The organism is Nocardiopsis sp. iso_40, from assembly GCF_056173285.1.
In genome coordinates this window covers 298,762-314,204 of the sequence record NZ_CM149666.1, presented here as the reverse complement: position 1 = coordinate 314,204, position 15,443 = coordinate 298,762, and the positions used below count along the sequence as shown (strand labels likewise).

Here is a 15,443-nt window from a genome sequence, read left to right as displayed (position 1 = left end):
GATGACGGCCGAACACGGCCTCGGGGCCGGGCGCGCGCCCGGCCCCGAGGCGTACCCGGAGGAGACCGGGCGAGTGATCGCGGACCGGGAGTCGGTGTCGGCGGGGACGACGAGGTGCATCGCTGGGACCGTTCGCCTCGCCGGAGCGGTGACCGGCCGGGGTGGCTAACCGGGCGCGGTGTGTTCGGCGATCGCCCCGACCACCTCGTCCCATCGCTCCGGCGGCGGGTGCTGGTGGCCCACACCGGAGACCAGGTGCAGGCGGGCGCCGGGGATCTCGGCCGCGAGGGCCTCACCGTGCCGCCAGGGGAAGAGCGGGTCCTCCCGCCCGTGCAGCACGAGGGCGGGCGCGGTGATCTCGCCGAGCCGGTCACCCAGGGGCGACCCTCCGACCAGCCAGTGGTTGGCCGCGGAGGCCATGTCGCCGCCGCGTTCCATCGACCGCTCCACGATCCGCCGGATCCGGTCCGGGTCGACCGGGGCGTCTCCGGCGAAGACGTGCTCCGCGGCGACCATGTACTCCCCCACGGCCTCCGGATCGGACCAGTCCGGGTCGGGCGGCGGGTCGGCGAACGACTTCGAGACGGCGGCGCTGGGCGGCGGCAGGTCCGGGTGCCGGTCCCCGGAACTCACCGCCGTGGTGGACATCAGGGTCAGCGAGGCGACCCGGTCGGCGTTCCACACACCGAGGTACTGGGCGATGCCGCCGCCCGAGGAGATACCCACGACGTGAGCTCGGGGCAGCCCCCAGCCGTCCAGTACACCGACGGCGTCGTGGATGAGCGCGTCCCCGGAGTAGCCGGGCTCACCGACCGGGAACCGGGTCGACCGCCCGGTGTCCCTGCTGTCGTAGCGCACGACGAAGCGCCCCGCGGCGGCGAGGCGCTCGCAGAACCCGTCCTCCCACCAGTCCATCGACGTCTCGTTCCCGGCGATCAGGAGGATCGGCGGGTGCTCGGCGTCCCCGAAGGACTGCGTGCAGAGCTCCACGTCGCCGACCCGGATCAGCTGTTCTTCGGACCGCATCGGTGCCCCCGGTTTCGCGTGGTGGAGTTGCTTTGGTTCGGTGGACGCCGGTGGGTGGTGTCAACCCGTCGAAGCAACATCACTTCCGTTTCGGACAGTCAGACGATGGGGAAGCTTTCGCCTCCGATCTCCATAGTCACGCTGAGCTTCCCCCCGAGCGCCTCCACATACTTGCGTAGGGTGTCGACCTCCGTGTGGTCGATCTCCCCGCGTTCGATGTTGGAGACTCTGCTCTGGCTGACGTTCAGCTGCCGGGAGAGCTGCACCTGGGTGAGCTCGGCCGCCTCCCTGAGCTCACGCAGCCGGTAGGCCCGTACCTCGTCCAGCAGGCGCTGCTTGTGCCGGTCCACCGCTTCGCGATCGACGGGACGCTTGGCCAGCATGTCTCGAAGGTCCGTCATCAGTGCCCTCCTCTTCCCGGCCCGTGCGCGGCCAGCACTTCGAGTGCCGCGATCACTTGCTCGTAGGAGCCCTGACCCGGGGCTTCCAGCCATGGTTTGATGAGTTCCAGTTCGATTTCCCACACCAGCATAGGTATATAACTCACAGGTTGTAAAGGCTGGTTATTCGGGGAAACCTGCCTCCGGGGACGTCACCAGGCGGTCGCGGTGAGGAGGTGTTTCTCCAGTTCCGGGGCGAGGGTGCGCATGTAGGTGGTGGTGACGTGGCTGCTGTCCCAGTAGACGAGGACGTTGCCGACGACGGGGCTGCAGGACCCGGGTTCGCAGAAGTGGTCGGTCAGGTCGAGGACGGTGACGTTCGGGGGGAGTTCGGCGCCGTCCAGCGGTGACTCCTCGGCCATCGACTCCGAGGGGGAGGCCGTGCACTCCCGCGGGGTGGCGGCGGAGAGGCAGTCGGGGGCGTCGAAGGGCAGGCGCGGGGTGTCGCGGACGGCGACGACCTCGATGCCGAGGGAGTCCAGCTCCCGCCAGCGGTCGACGTAGCCGTCCACCACGGTCTCCGTACCGAAGCCCGCGGAGGTGTCCAGGCTCGTGGTGGTGCCGGTGGTGAACACCGCGTCGGGGCGGAGGGTTTCGAGTTCGGCCATGACGGCGCGGTTCCACTCGGCGCACTCGGTGTAGGGCTCGCCCTTGTAGAGCTGCGGCGCGTCGGTGAACAGGCAGGCGCCCTTGGTGATGTTGACCAGCCGCCAGTTCCGGCGCTGTGCGATCTGCTCCAGGGCGGGGAACCAGTGGGCGGCGTGGGAGCCGCCGACCAGGGCGATGGTGCGGTCGGCCTCCTCCGCGCCCTCGGTCCCGTAGACGCAGGTGAGCGCCTCGGTTCCGGAGGTGGACTGGTTGCAGCCGTCGTCGTAGGTGACGGGGACGTCCTGGGCGGCGGAGGCCGGGGGCGGATGGACCGGGTCGGGGTACTCGCCGTGGTCTCCGGTGAGCAGCGCGGCCGCGCCGGGGTAGCGGGCCGGGTCGGTGAGCAGCGCCTCCAGTTGCCGTTGCTGGGCGTCCATCCGGGCTGTCCACAGGCCTGTGGACAGCAACAGGGGGACCAGGCAGGCGGCGGCGACCAGCGGGGCGCGCACCGGTCCCCGGCCGACGGCGACGATCCGGTCCGAGAGCGGGGTGGTCGCCGCGGCGAGAGCGGCCGAGAGGGCGAGGACGGCGGCGCCGCCGAGCGGGCCGGCGAGGGTGCGGTCGGCGACCGCCAGGTAGAACACCAGCACCGGCCAGTGCCACAGGTACAGGGCGTAGGAGATCGAACCCAGGTAGCGCAACGGGCGGATGGTGAGCCAGCGGTCGGCGCCCCAGGGGGAACCGGTGGTTCCGGCGACCACGACCGCGACCGCCGCCAGGGTCGGCCACAGGGCCGCGTAGCCGGGGAAGACCGTGGACACCTGGAGGAGCACACCGCACAGGACCAGGGCGGCCAGACCGAACCAGCCCAGCAGGATCCGGACGGCCCGGGGCGGGTTCAGGTACGGCAGGAGGAGCGCGAGCAGGCCGCCGAGGGCGAACTCCCACAGGCGCGCCCCCGTGTCGAAGTACGCCCACGGCTGGTCCGTGCGGGTCATGAACACCGAGTAGGCGAGCGAGAGGGCGAGGACCGCGCCCAGGACGACGAGGAGCACCCGGTGCGGGCTGTGACCGCGCCGGGCGGCCCACCACACGGCCAGGCCGATCCCCACCGGCCACAGCAGGTAGAACTGCCCCTGGACGGACAGTGACCAGAAGTGCTGGAAGGGCCCGGTCCCCTCGTCGCGGGCCAGGTAGTCGACCGACCCGAGGGCCAGGTGCCAGTTCTGGTGGTAGAACGCGGCGGCCAGTGCTTCGGCGATCGTGTCGCGCCAGCGGGCCTCGGGGAGCAGGAGGCGGGAACCCACCAGGGACACCGCGATCACCAGGGCCGCGGTGGGGATCAGGCGCGCGGCCAGGCGGCTGAGGAAGGCACCGTAGCGCAGGCTGCCGCGTTCGGCCGCGCGCACCAGGGAACCGGTGATGAGGAAGCCGGTGATCAGCAGGAAGACGTCGACGCCGCCGGAGACCCGGCCGAACCAGACGTGGTAGACGGCCACGAGGAGGACGGCGACCGCTCTGAGGCCGTCGATCTCCTGGCGGTGACCGGTCTTCGAGGGAAGGGCGCTGCCGGCGCTGGGGACGGCGGGGCGCGAGTCGGGTCTGATCGCTTTCACGGGGAGACCAGACTCGCGGCCCCGTGTGACCGCCCGGGATACGAAAGCTGACGTCCACGCAAACCCGCGGGGAAACGGAGTCCCGTACGGGCTGGGCGGGGATCAGAGGAGTCCGGCTGCCCGGAAGACCCCCTGACCGATCGTCTCCGCGGCTGCCAGTCCGAGCAGGAGTGCGGCGCTCACGGCGACCGCGGGCCGGTCCTTCCGGCGGCGCGGGGCACGGTGACGGCCCCGCCGGGTACGGGGCACCGGTTCCACGGGGGCGTGTACCTTCGCCCAGGCCGGTTCGGTTTCCCGGGCCTCTCGCCCGGCCTGTTCACGGCGCTGGCGGGCCACGTGCATCCAGTGCGGGAGCCCGCCGCGCTCGATCATGTAGGCGACTCGGGGGTTGCCCTCCATCTGGCGCAGCAGCCGTGCCCGACGGGCCTCGTACGACTCCGGAGCGGTGGTCCGGGTGTGCTGGTCGCGCCGGGGGCGCTGGGCCGCGAGTCGGGCCGGGGCCGCGCCCGGACGCGAGAAGCGGCGTCCCCTGGGTTCGGCGAGCACGGACCGCACCCTGGTTCCGGTGGCCGTCATCCCTGACCACCACCGTTCAGAGTGAACTCGGCCCAGGTGACCGTGCCCAGTCCGGCGCAGAACGGGAAGTCCACCACCGACCGCGTGCCCCAACGGTCGGCCAGGTGGTGGATGAGCAGCAGGCCCCGGCCGCGCTCGGCCTCGGCCCACTCCTTTGACGTCCGCTCCTGCGGGATCTGCGGCCCCTGGGACTCGACGGCGTCCGTGCGCGTCCCGTCGTCCACGACCGCGACCTGGATGCTGCTGGCGGTGGGCATGTACAACGTGCGGACCACCCGCCCCTCGGCGCCCTGCCCCGAACGCGAGTGCGCGCAGGCGTTCGCGAACATCTCGCTCAGGCACAGCACCATGTTCTCGCTGGTCTCCTCACCGATCCCGGCCACCCGGAACAGGTCGGCGGCCAGGTCCGCGCGCACCCCGCTGGTGTGGGCCAGCTCGCCCGGGTAGATCCGGGAGGTCCAGCGGCGTCCCGCGAACGGGGGCGTGGGAGTGAGGATGTTTGACACAATGGCCATGTCGGCAACTCTTCTCTTCAGTGGTGGTTGTCGGCCTGCTCTGGGGGTGTTTGGCGCACCCGCCAGAGCTTTTTCATGAGTACTGAGGGGCCGCGCGCCCGCCGGGCCTTGGCGGCCGGTACCGCAGCGGGCATGCGGGGCTCGAAGACGTGCCGGGTTCTATGCGGCAGACGGGTCGGTCCCCCGGAGGCGGTGACCGAGCAACCGGAGCAGTTCGCGACGGGTGGGCGCGGTGATCCGCTCGAAGGGGTCGCCCTCACCCGTCCAGCCGATCGGACGCCGGGCCACGTACTGTCCGTGGGGCGGCTGACCCTCGATGGTCAGGTTCCACTGCTTGTGGAGCAGCGGGCCCAGGAGGTGCTCGGGGATCGGCAGCTCACCCTCGGAACGCGGGTTCTGCAAGGGATGCGGCACGCGGGCCCCGCCCCCGCCGACCGTCCGGACCGCGCGGGGCGGGTCGGGGTGGTCGGCTATGGCCTGGTCGATCAGAAGGGCGGCCAGCTCGGCGTCGTTCTCTTCGCGGGCGAGGCGCAGAGCTTCCCGGATCAGGGGCAGGCGACCGCGCAGGGCGTGCGAATGCCACTCGGCCAGCTGCACGGGCGTGAGGTGAGCGGGCGGCCGGAGTGCGTTGTCGATGACGGTGAACAGGTCCCTGGTGTAGACGTCATGCATCAGACCGCCGCCCCCAGCCGCTGAAGTCCGGCGAGCACAGCCTGGAGAACCTCCGAGGGCGCGGTGTCCAACGGCCGCCGAGGCGCCGGGATCAGCGGAGGGCGAGCCGGGTGGGAGGGCCGCGCCTCGGAGTGGATACGGGGGTTGGCGGCGAAGGCACGCACACGCCCGGCCCTGCGGGGACGGCGGCGACGCAGGATCTCGGTAGCGCGGTAGCGCACAGAGGCCAGCTCAGACAGGTTCAAGCAACGCGGCATAGCGCGGCTCCTGGTATTCGGATGCCGCTGAGTGAGGGCGGCATAGACGAACGCGGATAACCATCATGCGATACGTGCAATGCTTTTCACAAGATGTGATTCGCATCTAGGTGATATGTCTGATTCCCTTTGCCTGGCCTATGATCAGGCGGGCCAGGAGGTGACACATGGCGGCCGACAGCCGGTACAGCCCCAGCGCCAGAAGGCGCCGACTGTCCGCTCTGCTCCGACGCATGCGCGAGGATCGCAACCTCAAGATCGAGAGCGTGAACAAGCAGCTGGGCTGGTCCAGCGGCAAGCTCTCGCGTATGGAGCGCAACGAGTGGAAGCTCCCGAGCGTCCGCGACATGAAGGACCTCGCCGAGGTCTACGACCTACCCGACGAGATGCGCGACGCCATCGTGTCTCTGGCAAGTGAGTCACGCCTGCGAGGCTGGTGGATCGACTTCAAGGACGTTCTCAGAGGCGGCCTGGCTGACTTCGAAACCGGCGCCTCGATGATCCGCACCTACGAAGCCTTGCTGATCCCTGGGCTATTCCAAACTCCCGAATACGCTGCTGCGGTACTACGGGGTAGTCGAGTGCTGAGCGATGACGACATCGAGCGCAAGGTGGCGGGGCGACTCAAGAGGCAGGAGATCCTCGCTGCAGAGGCCGCTCCGAGCGTGTGGGCGGTGATCGATGAGGCGGCGCTGCGCAAGCGAGTCGGCGGGCCCAAGGTGATGGCGGACCAGATCCGGCATCTCATCGCCATCGCCGAGCGGCCGAACATCGATATTCAGGTGCTCCGAGACGAAGCTGGTTCCCACGCCGCGATGGAGGGGGCCTTCATGATCTTGGACTTCCCCGACCCGGCAGACCTGCCCCTGGTGTACATAGAGGCCGCGACCGAGGACCTGTACCTGGAACAGCCCGAGGCCATCCAGAACTACGTCGGCATCTTCGGCCACGTCTGCGGCTCGGCAGAGTCGCCCGAAGCCTCGCTCCGGTACTTGGAATCACTCATCTAGCAAGGACTCCCATGCGCTCATCCACCGACCTGCACTTCCGGAAGTCGTCTTACAGCGGCCGGGGCGACAACTGCGTCGAAGTCGCTAACCTTCCTGCCGGTGCGGCCGTGCGCGACACCCAGAACAGGGACCTCGGGCACCTCAGCTTCGCTGGAGCGGCGTGGACCGCCGCTCTCAGCACCATCCGTACCGACCAGGTCTGAGTTCTCCAGACCGAACACGCCCCCGGCCACTGTGACTGACCGGGGGCGCTGGCGCTCATGAGGCCGCCCACTCCCGAAGCTGATCGAGTGCGGTGGCATCCGGCACAAGGGCGCCCTCGACACCTAGAGGGCGCTAACACTGAGAGCCAGGCATCCGCCGGGGGCGAGCAGCAGGAAGAGGGCGACGCCCCGAGACCTGGCCGAACCACACGTGGTAAACGGCCACCATAAGGACGGCGCCGCGCGCAGGCCGTCAATCTCCTGCCGGTGACCGACGGGAACCGGAACGCGCGGGGGTACTGGTGTTCGTCACGGATACCCCGTGCTTTCGGCCCCGTGCAACCTCGCGGGATACGCGAGTTGGCCTCAGCGAAAACCCGCAGGGAAGCGGGGCGTGGTCGATCCCGATATCGTTCCTCCGCATGACCGGGATCACCACGGGTCTCATCCGCGACCTGCTCCAGGTCCCCGAGTATTCGCGTGTGCTCGCCAGAGCAGCGAAGGTCGGTGACGAGCACGGCATTCAGCGGGCGGTCGATGCTCGCATCGAACGGCAGCGCATCCTCAACAGTGATCCCCCAGAGCTGTGGGCAGTGTTCTCGGAGGCGTCATTGCTCGCCTTGTCCGAGCACCCGGACGTACTCAAGAGACAGGCCTCATACCTACTGGAAGCAGCTCAGGCGGCGACAACGACGATACAGATGACGCCGGAACACCGGTTGACTCCAGGGTTGGGCGGACCGTTCGTGATCATGGATTTCCCCGAGGCAGCCGACCCGTCGATCGTCTTCTTGGAGACGGACCCTGACGGGCTGTACCTGGAAGAACCGGACGAGGTGGCCCGCTACCGCAACACCTTCGGCCATCTGCGCATCGCCGCTCTCACCCCAGATGAGACTGTGAAGCGCCTGACAGAAATGATCACCTAGGAACGATGATGAACTCGACTATCCCGAACTCCGCTTTCCGCAAGTCTTCCTACAGCCAGCCACAGGGGCAGAACTGCGTTGAGGTCGCAGACTTGCCCGGCGTCTCAGCGGTGCGGGACACCCAGAACCGGCAGGCCGGGCATCTGCTCTTCCCAGGTGCGGAGTGGGCCGCCCTGCTCACCACGGCCCGGAAGGACCAGGGCTGAGCCCTCCGAACCGACCGCGCCCCCGGCCACTGTGACTGACCGGGGGCGCGGGCGCTCATGAGACCGACCACTCCCGGATCTGTGAAAGGGCCTCGCTGGGCGACGGGAAGGGCCGCCAAAGCTGTCGCGCACGCCTTCTCCGGATACCCAGCATCGGCCAGGTCCAAGGCACCGAACCCCGCCTCCTCCCCGTGACCCCCTGCACCCCCCGTGATCTTGCTACCAGGGGCAATTTCGGCGCCGAACTTGCTTCTGGTAGCAAGCTCACGGGGGAAAGAGGGGCGGGAAGCCGCCGGGGAACGCTAGAGCCGGATGGTCTCGCGCCGGGGGTCGGTGATCATCTTCGGGTCGCGGTCGCGCAGCAGGGCCACGATCGGGGCGACCGTGTCGGCGTCCTGGGCGTACTCGCCCTCCTCGGCCATGAGTCCCACGACCTGGAAGAACAGCACCAGGCCGTTGTCGGTGTCCAGGATGCGCATGTCCGCGTCGGGGACGATCGCGAGTGAGGTCATGTCCCCGTTGGACTCCTCGCCGCCCAGCGGAGACGGGGTGACGATCCAGTGGCCGACGTCGAGCTGCACACCGGCGACGTACTGCCGGGACAGGGCGTGCAGGACGCGGAGGATCCACGCGGGCACGGTCTCGTCGCCGTCCTCGCGCGGGATACGGCAGGTGAACTCGAACCCGGCGCCGGAGACGCGCTTCTCCTCGCTGGTCTTCTCCCCCAGCTCGGTGAGGCCGAAGGTGACGAGCAGCCAGTGCCCCTCCATCGGGTAGGCGAGCACGCCGTCGATCCCCTGCTCGGACTCGCCGGCGGGGAACTGGACGGTCAGCGGCTGCACGTCCGGGTAGTGCTGCGCCCACCCCTCGTAGATCTGGGTGAGTCCGGGCAGCAGTTCCAGCATCGTGCGCGCTCCAGGTTCGGGGTCGGTGCACCTCAGAGGATATGCGGCTGCCGGGTACCGGGCCGCCGGCCCCTTCTGCCGGATCCGGGGCACCGCGTCCCCTGTTTCGGGTGGGGGTGAAGTGGTGAGGGATAGGGGTCCGGGAGGTCGAGGAGCACAGGGACGCCCGGGACCACAGGAACAGGGGAACGGCCATGAGACACCTGCGACTACCGTCCGGCGGGGAGCTGCCGGTGCTGGGGCAGGGCACCTGGGGCATGGGCGAGGACCCCTCCGCCCACGAGGAGGAGGTGACGGCGCTGCGGCACGGGCTCGACCTCGGGACGGGGCTGATCGACACCGCCGAGATGTACGGTTCCGGCGGTGCGGAGCGGGTGGTGGGAGCGGCGATCGAGGGGCGGCGCGACGAGGTGTTCCTGGTCAGCAAGGTCCTGCCGCACCACGCCGACCGGGCGGGGACCGTCAGGGCCTGTGAACAGAGCCTGCGTCGGCTGGGCACCGACCGCATCGACCTGTACCTGCTGCACTGGCGGGGCGGGGTACCGCTGGAGCAGACGCTGGAGGCCTTCACCGAGCTGTGGGAGGCGGGGAAGATCGGGGAGTTCGGGGTGAGCAACCTCGACACCGACGACATGCGCGAACTCCGGTCGCTGGCGGGCGGTGAGGCCTGTGCGACCGACCAGGTCCTCTACAACCTCTCCCGGCGCGGCCCCGAGTACGAGCTCCTGCCGTGGTGCCGCGACCACGGGATACCGGTGATGGCCTACTCCCCGACCGAGCGGGGGCGGCTGCTGGACGACCCGGTGCTGCGGCGCGTCGCCGAGGACCACGGCGCCTCCCCCGCGCGGGTCGCCGTCGCCTGGGTCCTCGCGGGCGGGGGCCTGTGCGCGATCCCCAAGGCCACGAAGCTCGCACACGTCGAGGAGAACCGTGCCGCCCTGGACCTGCGTCTGACCGAGGAGGATCTGCGGGTGCTGAACGAGCGGTTCCCCCCTCCGGAGGGGCGCACCCCGCTCGAACTGCTCTGACCCGGGTGCGGGAAAGGCCGAAGACGTCGGACCGATTCAGGACCTGAGCGCCTTTCACGGTCGATATCGGACACCTTTCGGGACCGGGGACCACTCCGGTTCGCGCTCTCCCCCGTGACACGTGGGATAACCCGGGGCCACACCCGGGAAAAGGATCAATACAACCTCTATCGACCTGGGTCGACTCCGTGTTACTTTCTTTCCCGCCCGGGGGATCAGCATGGAAGATACGAACGAAGAGGCCACAATGCCCCATTCGACGGCGCCAGCGATCGACCTGCCCGATCTCGACTTCGACGACATGGAGGTGATGAGCGTCCGCGAGGCGGTCGCCGTCCCCGAGACCGGAGCCACAAGCGGTTCCAGCTCCTGCACCTCCACCTCGTGCTGCGGCTCCAGCAGCTGCTGCTCCGGCGGCTCCTGCGGCTGACGGCCGGCTCCGCGGACCCCGCCGCGCCCCAGCGCCGAAACAGGGCGCTTTCCCCCAGACACCATCCCCAAACCCCCCACGAACGGAATTCACTCCGCATCTTCGGATCGAGACGTGAATTCCTCCCGGGTGCGCTCGAACATTCAGTACCCGAATCCCCTGAAAAACCCAGAAGAAGGTGCCCGATGGCGATCCAGGAATCCCCCGCGATCGAACTCCCCGACCTCGACTTCGACGACATGGAGGTGATGAGCGTCCGCGAGGCGGTCGCCGTCCCCGAGACCGGAGCCACAAGCGGTTCCAGCTCCTGCACCTCCACCTCGTGCTGCGGCTCCAGCAGCTGCTGCTCGTCGGGTTCGTGCGGCTGACCCGCTGACCGGGGGCGGCCCTCTCGCCGGGGCCGCCCCCACGCCCCGATCCCCCCAGCACACGCACCACGAGGGCCGCACGTGTACGCGATCAACGCCACGGACATCACCAAGGACTACGGGAAGGGAGAGGTGCTGCACGGCATCTCCTACCAAGTGCCCACCGGACGGATCGCCGCACTGCTCGGCCCCAACGGGGCGGGCAAGACGACGCTGATCGAGATCCTGGAGGGACACCGGGGACGCACCTCGGGACGGGTCGAGGTGCTCGGGCTCGACCCCGGAAACCGCCGCGACTTCGCCGAACTCCGCACCCGCATGAGCGTGGTCCTGCAACAGACCATGCTGGAGCCGGGCCTGTCGGTGCGCGACATCCTGCGCCGCCACGCCTCCTACTACCCGGACCCGCTCGGTGTCGACGAGGCCCTCGAACAGGTGGAGCTCACCGAGAAACGGTCCGCCCTGGTCAAGTCGCTCTCCGACGGCCAGCGCCGCCGCCTGGACCTGGCGCTGGCACTCACCGGACGGCCGGAGCTGCTCTTCCTCGACGAGCCCACCACGGGGCTGGACCCCGTCTCGCGCCGCCGGATCCGCGCCCTGGTGGCGGGGCTGCGCGACAGCGGCACGACCGTGGTCCTGACCTCGCACGACCTCACCGAGGTCCAGGAACTCGCCGACCGCGTGGACGTCATCCGCGACGGGGACTTCATCGCCTCCGGCACCCCGGACGAGCTCGTGCGCGGTTCGGCGGCGTTCACCGTGGTGGAGTTCGCCGAACCCGAGGGGGTCGGCGGACGCCTGCCCGAGGGGGCGGAGCTGGTCAACGGGCGCGTGCGCATCCTCACCGACGACCAGGACTCCGTGGTCGAACGCGTGCGGGCGTGGGCCGAGGACGAGGGGACGCGGATCACCGGCCTGACGATCGTGCCGCCCACCCTGGACGACGCCTACGTGGCCATGATCGAGAACGGTTCCGGGGGCCGCGCCCCGGGAGCACACGGAACAGGCAAGAGCGGTGCCGCGGAGAACGGCGCACTGGGAGCGGGGAAGAGCGAATGAGCACCACCGGAACCGGCCCCGGGGCAGCCCGCCGCGCGCCGCGCACCCGCCGCCCGAGCAGTTTCTGGCTGCACGTGGACGGTGAGCTCAAGGAGTTCTGGCGCTCCCCCATCACCCTGGCGTTCATCGTGCTCATGCCGGTGATGTTCTACGTGGGGTTCGGGTTGGCGTTCCGCTCCCGGGCGGACGAGGTCAGGCTCGTGGGCGAACACGGGATCACGCAGGCCAACCTGAGCTTCGGCGGCATCCTGGGCTTCGCGCTGATGTCCGTCGCCTTCGCCAACGTCGCGATCGGCCTGGCGATCCGCCGCCACCACGGGCTGTTCAAGCGCTTCCGGACCACCCCGGTCAGCCCCGCGACGGTGATGGGCGCGTACCTGGTGAACACCCTGCTCACCGCGGTGATCGTGCTGGGCGTGGTGACCGCGATCGGACTGCTGGGCATGGGGGTGACGGTCGACCCGGCGCGCCTGCCCCAACTGCTGGCGGCGCTGCTGCTCGGCTTCGTGTGCCTGGCGCCGCTGGGCGCGGCCGCCTCCCTGCTGCCGCCGAACGCCGACGCCGCCGTGCCCATGGTCAACGGCATCTTCTTCCCGGCCGCGTTCCTGGCGGGCGGGTTCATCGTCCTGCCGTTGGGGGACGCGGTGAGCGCGGTGACGGACCTGCTTCCGGGCCGCCCGCTCACCGTCCTCATCCAGGGCGCCCTCTCCGAGTCCGGCCCCGTGTGGGACTGGCCGTCGGTGTGGTTGCTGCTGGCCTGGTCGCTGCTGGGAACCGTGGTGGCCCTGCGCTGGTTCCGGTGGGCCTCGGAGCGGGAGCCGCGCGGGTTCGGCTCCGCCAGGAACCGGCGCCGGGACTCCGAGGGGGCGCGGGGTTGAGCACACCGTCGTCAGAACTCGCACAGGCCCCGGCCGCCCGGTCCTTCGAGGTCGTGGAGGGCCCCTACCTGGTCTCCCGGGTGAACCCCCACCCGCACCGGTGGCTGCGCCCCGGGGACGCGGCCACCGCCGTGGACAGCGACCTGGTCACCGTCCTGGCCCGGGAGGAGCACGAACGGGAGCGGTTGCGCGAGCGGCTCCTCGACGAGCTGCACCGGGCCGCCCCCGGACTGGGGTCGGGCACCCCGCACCAGGACGCCTACCGGCGTGAGGCCCTGGCGGCCAAACGCGCCGTGTTCAACCGGCGGCCTCCGCGGGAGTCCCTGTACTCGCACCCGATCACCCGCGAACTCGCGCTGCTGCGGCGGTGGGTGGCCAGTTGGCGGGCCACCGGGGCCGCGGCCGCCCGCATGGACGCCGCCCACGGGGACTCACTGCGCGAGGAGCGCGCGGTCCTGGCCGCCTGGGCGCGCGACCCCGGGGTCGACCGGGCCACCGCCCTGTCCAGCCCCGACCTGCACCGGGCGGTGGCCGCCCGGGCGGTGGCCACCGGAGAGCCGGACAAGCGCATGCGCAAGGCCGAGGCCTCGCTGGTGCGGTACTTCTCCCGGTCGACCCTGAAGGTCAGCCCGTACTCGCTGCACACCGGCGTGCACTTCGCCCCCCTGGAGGACGGGGGCGGACCGGCCCCGTGGGAGGACGCCGGTGGCGGGGGCGAACCGTTCCGCCTCACCTCGCACGCCGAGCTGCGGCGCCTGCTGCCCCGGCAGGCCGCCCGGGCGCTGGCCGCCGACCCCGAGGCCCGGCTGGGCCTGGAGTGGGTGCTCACCGGGGGCGCCCGGCGCGAAACCGACGACCGGGGCGAACGGCTGGTGGTGCGCCGCCGCCGCTGGGCCCCGCCCTCTCCCGGGCTGCGCGCGGAGGCCTTCGGCGAGGAGGAGGTGCGGCTTCCCCTGACCGGCAGCTGGGGCCGACTGGTGTCGGTCCTGGAGAGACAGGCGGCCGCGCCGGTGCGGTTGGACGGGCTGCGCGACGCGGTCGCCGCCGACCTGGGCTGCGGCACCGAGCGGGCCATGGGTGTGCTGGACCAGCTCATCGGCGCGGGTGTCCTGGTCCCCTGGTCGCCCGCGGCCGAACAGTCCCCCGACTTCACCCGCCGCTGGCACCGGCTGGCCCGCTCGCTTCCGGGCGAGGCCGCGGCCCGGGTGGCGACGGCCTTCGAGGCCACCGAGGAGGTGCTGTCCGGTTTCGCCGAGTCCGACGGGGCCGGGCGCGCCGAGGACGTGCTCCGGCTGCAACGGCTGTGGTCGGCGGCGGTGGGGGTTCCGGGGTCGGCCACCTCCCCGGTGGTGGAGGACTGCCTGGTGTCGCGGGGCGTCCCGGTGGGGCGCAGCCGGACCCGGCGGTGGTCTGCGGACCTGGAACGGCTGATGCCCCTGCTGTTCGCGCTGGACGACCAGCGGGTGCTCTCGGGCGCGCTGGAGCAGGTGTTCGTGTCCCGGTACGGCCGGGGCGGGCGCTGCCCGGACCTGGAGGGTTTCGCCCAGCACGCGAGGGCGGCCTTCCCCCTGACCCAGGCGCTCATGGACGGTGAGCCCGCCGCGCTGGCCGGAGCGGACGAGGACCTCCTGCGGGTCCTGGCCGCGCGGCGACGGGCCGTGGACCACCTGGTGGAGCTGGGCCGCTCCGGCGGGGAGCACGCGGAGGTCGCCCCGGAGGCGGTGGACGAGGTCGCGGCGGTGCTGCCGGACCGGGAGTTCGCCGCCCGCCGCTCCTTCGCGGTGTTCGGCCAGGTGGCCGGCGACGAACTGGTGGTCAACCACCTCTACGGCGGTCGGGCCCGGTACTTCAGCCGGTTCCTCGGCCAACTGCCGCCGGGTGTCCGGGAGCGGGTGGCCGAACACGTGCGGCGGCTCGGACCGGAGGACGCCGACACCGTGCACATGCGGTCGGCGCTGGGGTTCAACGCCAACCTGTCGCCCGCGCTGGCCGACGAGGAGCTGGCCCTGCGGGACGAACCCACCCTGCTCCCCGGCCCCGCCACCCGCGACCTCACCCTGGTGCACACCCCGCTCGGGCTGCGCCTGGTCCGCGAGGACGGCCGGGAGATCGACCCGGTGTACACCGGTTTCCTGGTGCCGCACGCGCTGCCCTACGACGAGATGCTCGTGGCGATGGTCGCGGACTCGCCGTTCTTCTCCTTCGGCGACCTCACCATCGACCTGCACGAACGCTGGACCGGCCAGGGCTTCGAGGGCGGCACGCCCAGGATCGGCTTCGGCTCCCTCACCCTGTTCCGGCGCAGGTGGGGTCTGGACGCGTCCGTGTTCACCGCCCGGCCCGGGGAGTCCCCCGCCGAGCTGCACCGGCGGGTGAACGTCCAGCGCGCCCGCCGGGACCTGCCGGACGAGGTGTTCGTCCGGCCGCTCCAGGGGGCCAGGCTCGGTCCGCTGGAGCGCGCCATGGCGCCCAAGCCCCAGCACGTGGACTTCCTGAGCAGGCTGCACACCGGGACCGCCGCCAAACGCCTGGCCCACCTGGGCCCGACGCTGATGGCGGAGGAGCTGCGCCCGCACCCGCGGGAGCACCCGGTGACGAACGGGCCCGCGGGCTCGCACGCCGGCGAGGTCTTCCTCGAACTCTCCACGGTCCCCCGCGTCCGGCCCGCCGACAACGGCGGCGCCGACGCCCCCGGTCCGTCGAACCCCCCGATCCCCCAGGCGAAGCGAGGCTGACC

The 15,443-nt window shown here is 71.0% G+C and carries 17 protein-coding genes; 10 read left to right on the top strand and 7 right to left on the bottom strand.

Annotated elements, in window-relative coordinates:
- Positions 1-165: 165 nt before the first annotated feature.
- The 6 genes from AC0VYD_RS01445 to AC0VYD_RS01420 form a co-directional block, all read right to left on the bottom strand.
- Complete coding sequence (locus AC0VYD_RS01445) at positions 166-1,026, bottom strand: alpha/beta fold hydrolase (RefSeq protein ID WP_475478214.1); 861 nt, start codon at positions 1,024-1,026, stop codon at positions 166-168.
- A 98-nt stretch (positions 1,027-1,124) separates the two neighbouring features.
- Positions 1,125-1,427 (bottom strand): helix-turn-helix domain-containing protein, encoded by a 303-nt coding sequence (locus AC0VYD_RS01440; protein WP_191275659.1) that lies wholly within the window; start codon positions 1,425-1,427, stop codon positions 1,125-1,127.
- Positions 1,428-1,618: 191 nt separating this feature from the next.
- Positions 1,619-3,670 (bottom strand): acyltransferase family protein, encoded by a 2,052-nt coding sequence (locus AC0VYD_RS01435; protein WP_475478213.1) that lies wholly within the window; start codon positions 3,668-3,670, stop codon positions 1,619-1,621.
- A gap of 102 nt (positions 3,671-3,772) precedes the next feature.
- Positions 3,773-4,246, bottom strand: a complete 474-nt coding sequence (locus AC0VYD_RS01430; RefSeq protein WP_475478212.1) for a hypothetical protein — start codon at positions 4,244-4,246, stop codon at positions 3,773-3,775.
- A complete protein-coding gene (locus tag AC0VYD_RS01425; RefSeq protein ID WP_475478211.1) occupies positions 4,243-4,761 on the bottom strand; it encodes an ATP-binding protein in 519 nt (172 codons plus the stop codon). Before AC0VYD_RS01425 ends, AC0VYD_RS01430 begins: the two co-directional genes overlap by 4 nt.
- A 159-nt stretch (positions 4,762-4,920) precedes the next feature.
- Positions 4,921-5,433: a hypothetical protein gene (locus AC0VYD_RS01420; RefSeq protein ID WP_475478210.1), complete on the bottom strand. Its 513-nt coding sequence runs from the start codon at positions 5,431-5,433 to the stop codon at positions 4,921-4,923.
- A gap of 424 nt (positions 5,434-5,857) precedes the next feature.
- Between AC0VYD_RS01420 and AC0VYD_RS01415 the strand changes: the two genes are divergently transcribed.
- The 4 genes from AC0VYD_RS01415 (at position 5,858) to AC0VYD_RS01400 (ending at position 8,038) form a co-directional block, all read left to right on the top strand.
- Positions 5,858-6,700, top strand: coding sequence for a helix-turn-helix domain-containing protein (locus tag AC0VYD_RS01415; RefSeq protein ID WP_475478209.1), 843 nt, complete (start codon positions 5,858-5,860; stop codon positions 6,698-6,700).
- 11 nt (positions 6,701-6,711) lie between these two features.
- Positions 6,712-6,903, top strand: a complete 192-nt coding sequence (locus AC0VYD_RS01410; protein WP_475478208.1) for a DUF397 domain-containing protein — start codon at positions 6,712-6,714, stop codon at positions 6,901-6,903.
- 422 nt (positions 6,904-7,325) lie between these two features.
- Positions 7,326-7,832, top strand: a complete 507-nt coding sequence (locus AC0VYD_RS01405; RefSeq protein ID WP_475478207.1) for a DUF5753 domain-containing protein — start codon at positions 7,326-7,328, stop codon at positions 7,830-7,832.
- A 5-nt stretch (positions 7,833-7,837) separates the two neighbouring features.
- Positions 7,838-8,038, top strand: a complete 201-nt coding sequence (locus tag AC0VYD_RS01400) for a DUF397 domain-containing protein (RefSeq protein WP_475478206.1) — start codon at positions 7,838-7,840, stop codon at positions 8,036-8,038.
- A 302-nt stretch (positions 8,039-8,340) separates the two neighbouring features.
- Here the strand turns inward: AC0VYD_RS01400 and AC0VYD_RS01395 are convergent, their stop codons facing one another.
- Positions 8,341-8,943 (bottom strand): suppressor of fused domain protein, encoded by a 603-nt coding sequence (locus tag AC0VYD_RS01395; RefSeq protein ID WP_475478205.1) that lies wholly within the window; start codon positions 8,941-8,943, stop codon positions 8,341-8,343.
- 194 nt (positions 8,944-9,137) lie between these two features.
- Here AC0VYD_RS01395 and AC0VYD_RS01390 point away from each other — a divergent pair, with 194 nt between their 5' ends.
- From AC0VYD_RS01390 to AC0VYD_RS01365, 6 genes are all read left to right on the top strand, one after another.
- Positions 9,138-9,971, top strand: a complete 834-nt coding sequence (locus AC0VYD_RS01390) for an aldo/keto reductase (RefSeq protein ID WP_475478204.1) — start codon at positions 9,138-9,140, stop codon at positions 9,969-9,971.
- 247 nt (positions 9,972-10,218) lie between these two features.
- Positions 10,219-10,401 (top strand): thiazolylpeptide-type bacteriocin, encoded by a 183-nt coding sequence (locus AC0VYD_RS01385; RefSeq protein ID WP_191275675.1) that lies wholly within the window; start codon positions 10,219-10,221, stop codon positions 10,399-10,401.
- Between the two features lie 185 nt (positions 10,402-10,586).
- Positions 10,587-10,769 carry a thiazolylpeptide-type bacteriocin gene (locus tag AC0VYD_RS01380; protein WP_191275677.1) on the top strand — a complete coding sequence of 61 codons (183 nt, stop codon included), beginning with the start codon at positions 10,587-10,589 and terminating at the stop codon, positions 10,767-10,769.
- Between the two features lie 81 nt (positions 10,770-10,850).
- Entirely contained in the window at positions 10,851-11,828 is a 978-nt protein-coding gene (locus AC0VYD_RS01375; protein ID WP_475478203.1) for an ABC transporter ATP-binding protein, read from the top strand.
- The gene (locus AC0VYD_RS01370; protein WP_475478202.1) at positions 11,825-12,706 is read left to right on the top strand and encodes an ABC transporter permease; all 882 of its coding nucleotides are present in this window, start codon (positions 11,825-11,827) and stop codon (positions 12,704-12,706) included. The genes AC0VYD_RS01375 and AC0VYD_RS01370 overlap by 4 nt, the downstream gene beginning before the upstream one ends.
- On the top strand, positions 12,703-15,441 hold the full coding sequence (locus AC0VYD_RS01365) for a lantibiotic dehydratase (protein ID WP_475478201.1): 2,739 nt from the start codon (positions 12,703-12,705) through the stop codon (positions 15,439-15,441). The genes AC0VYD_RS01370 and AC0VYD_RS01365 overlap by 4 nt, the downstream gene beginning before the upstream one ends.
- Positions 15,442-15,443 lie beyond the last annotated feature (2 nt).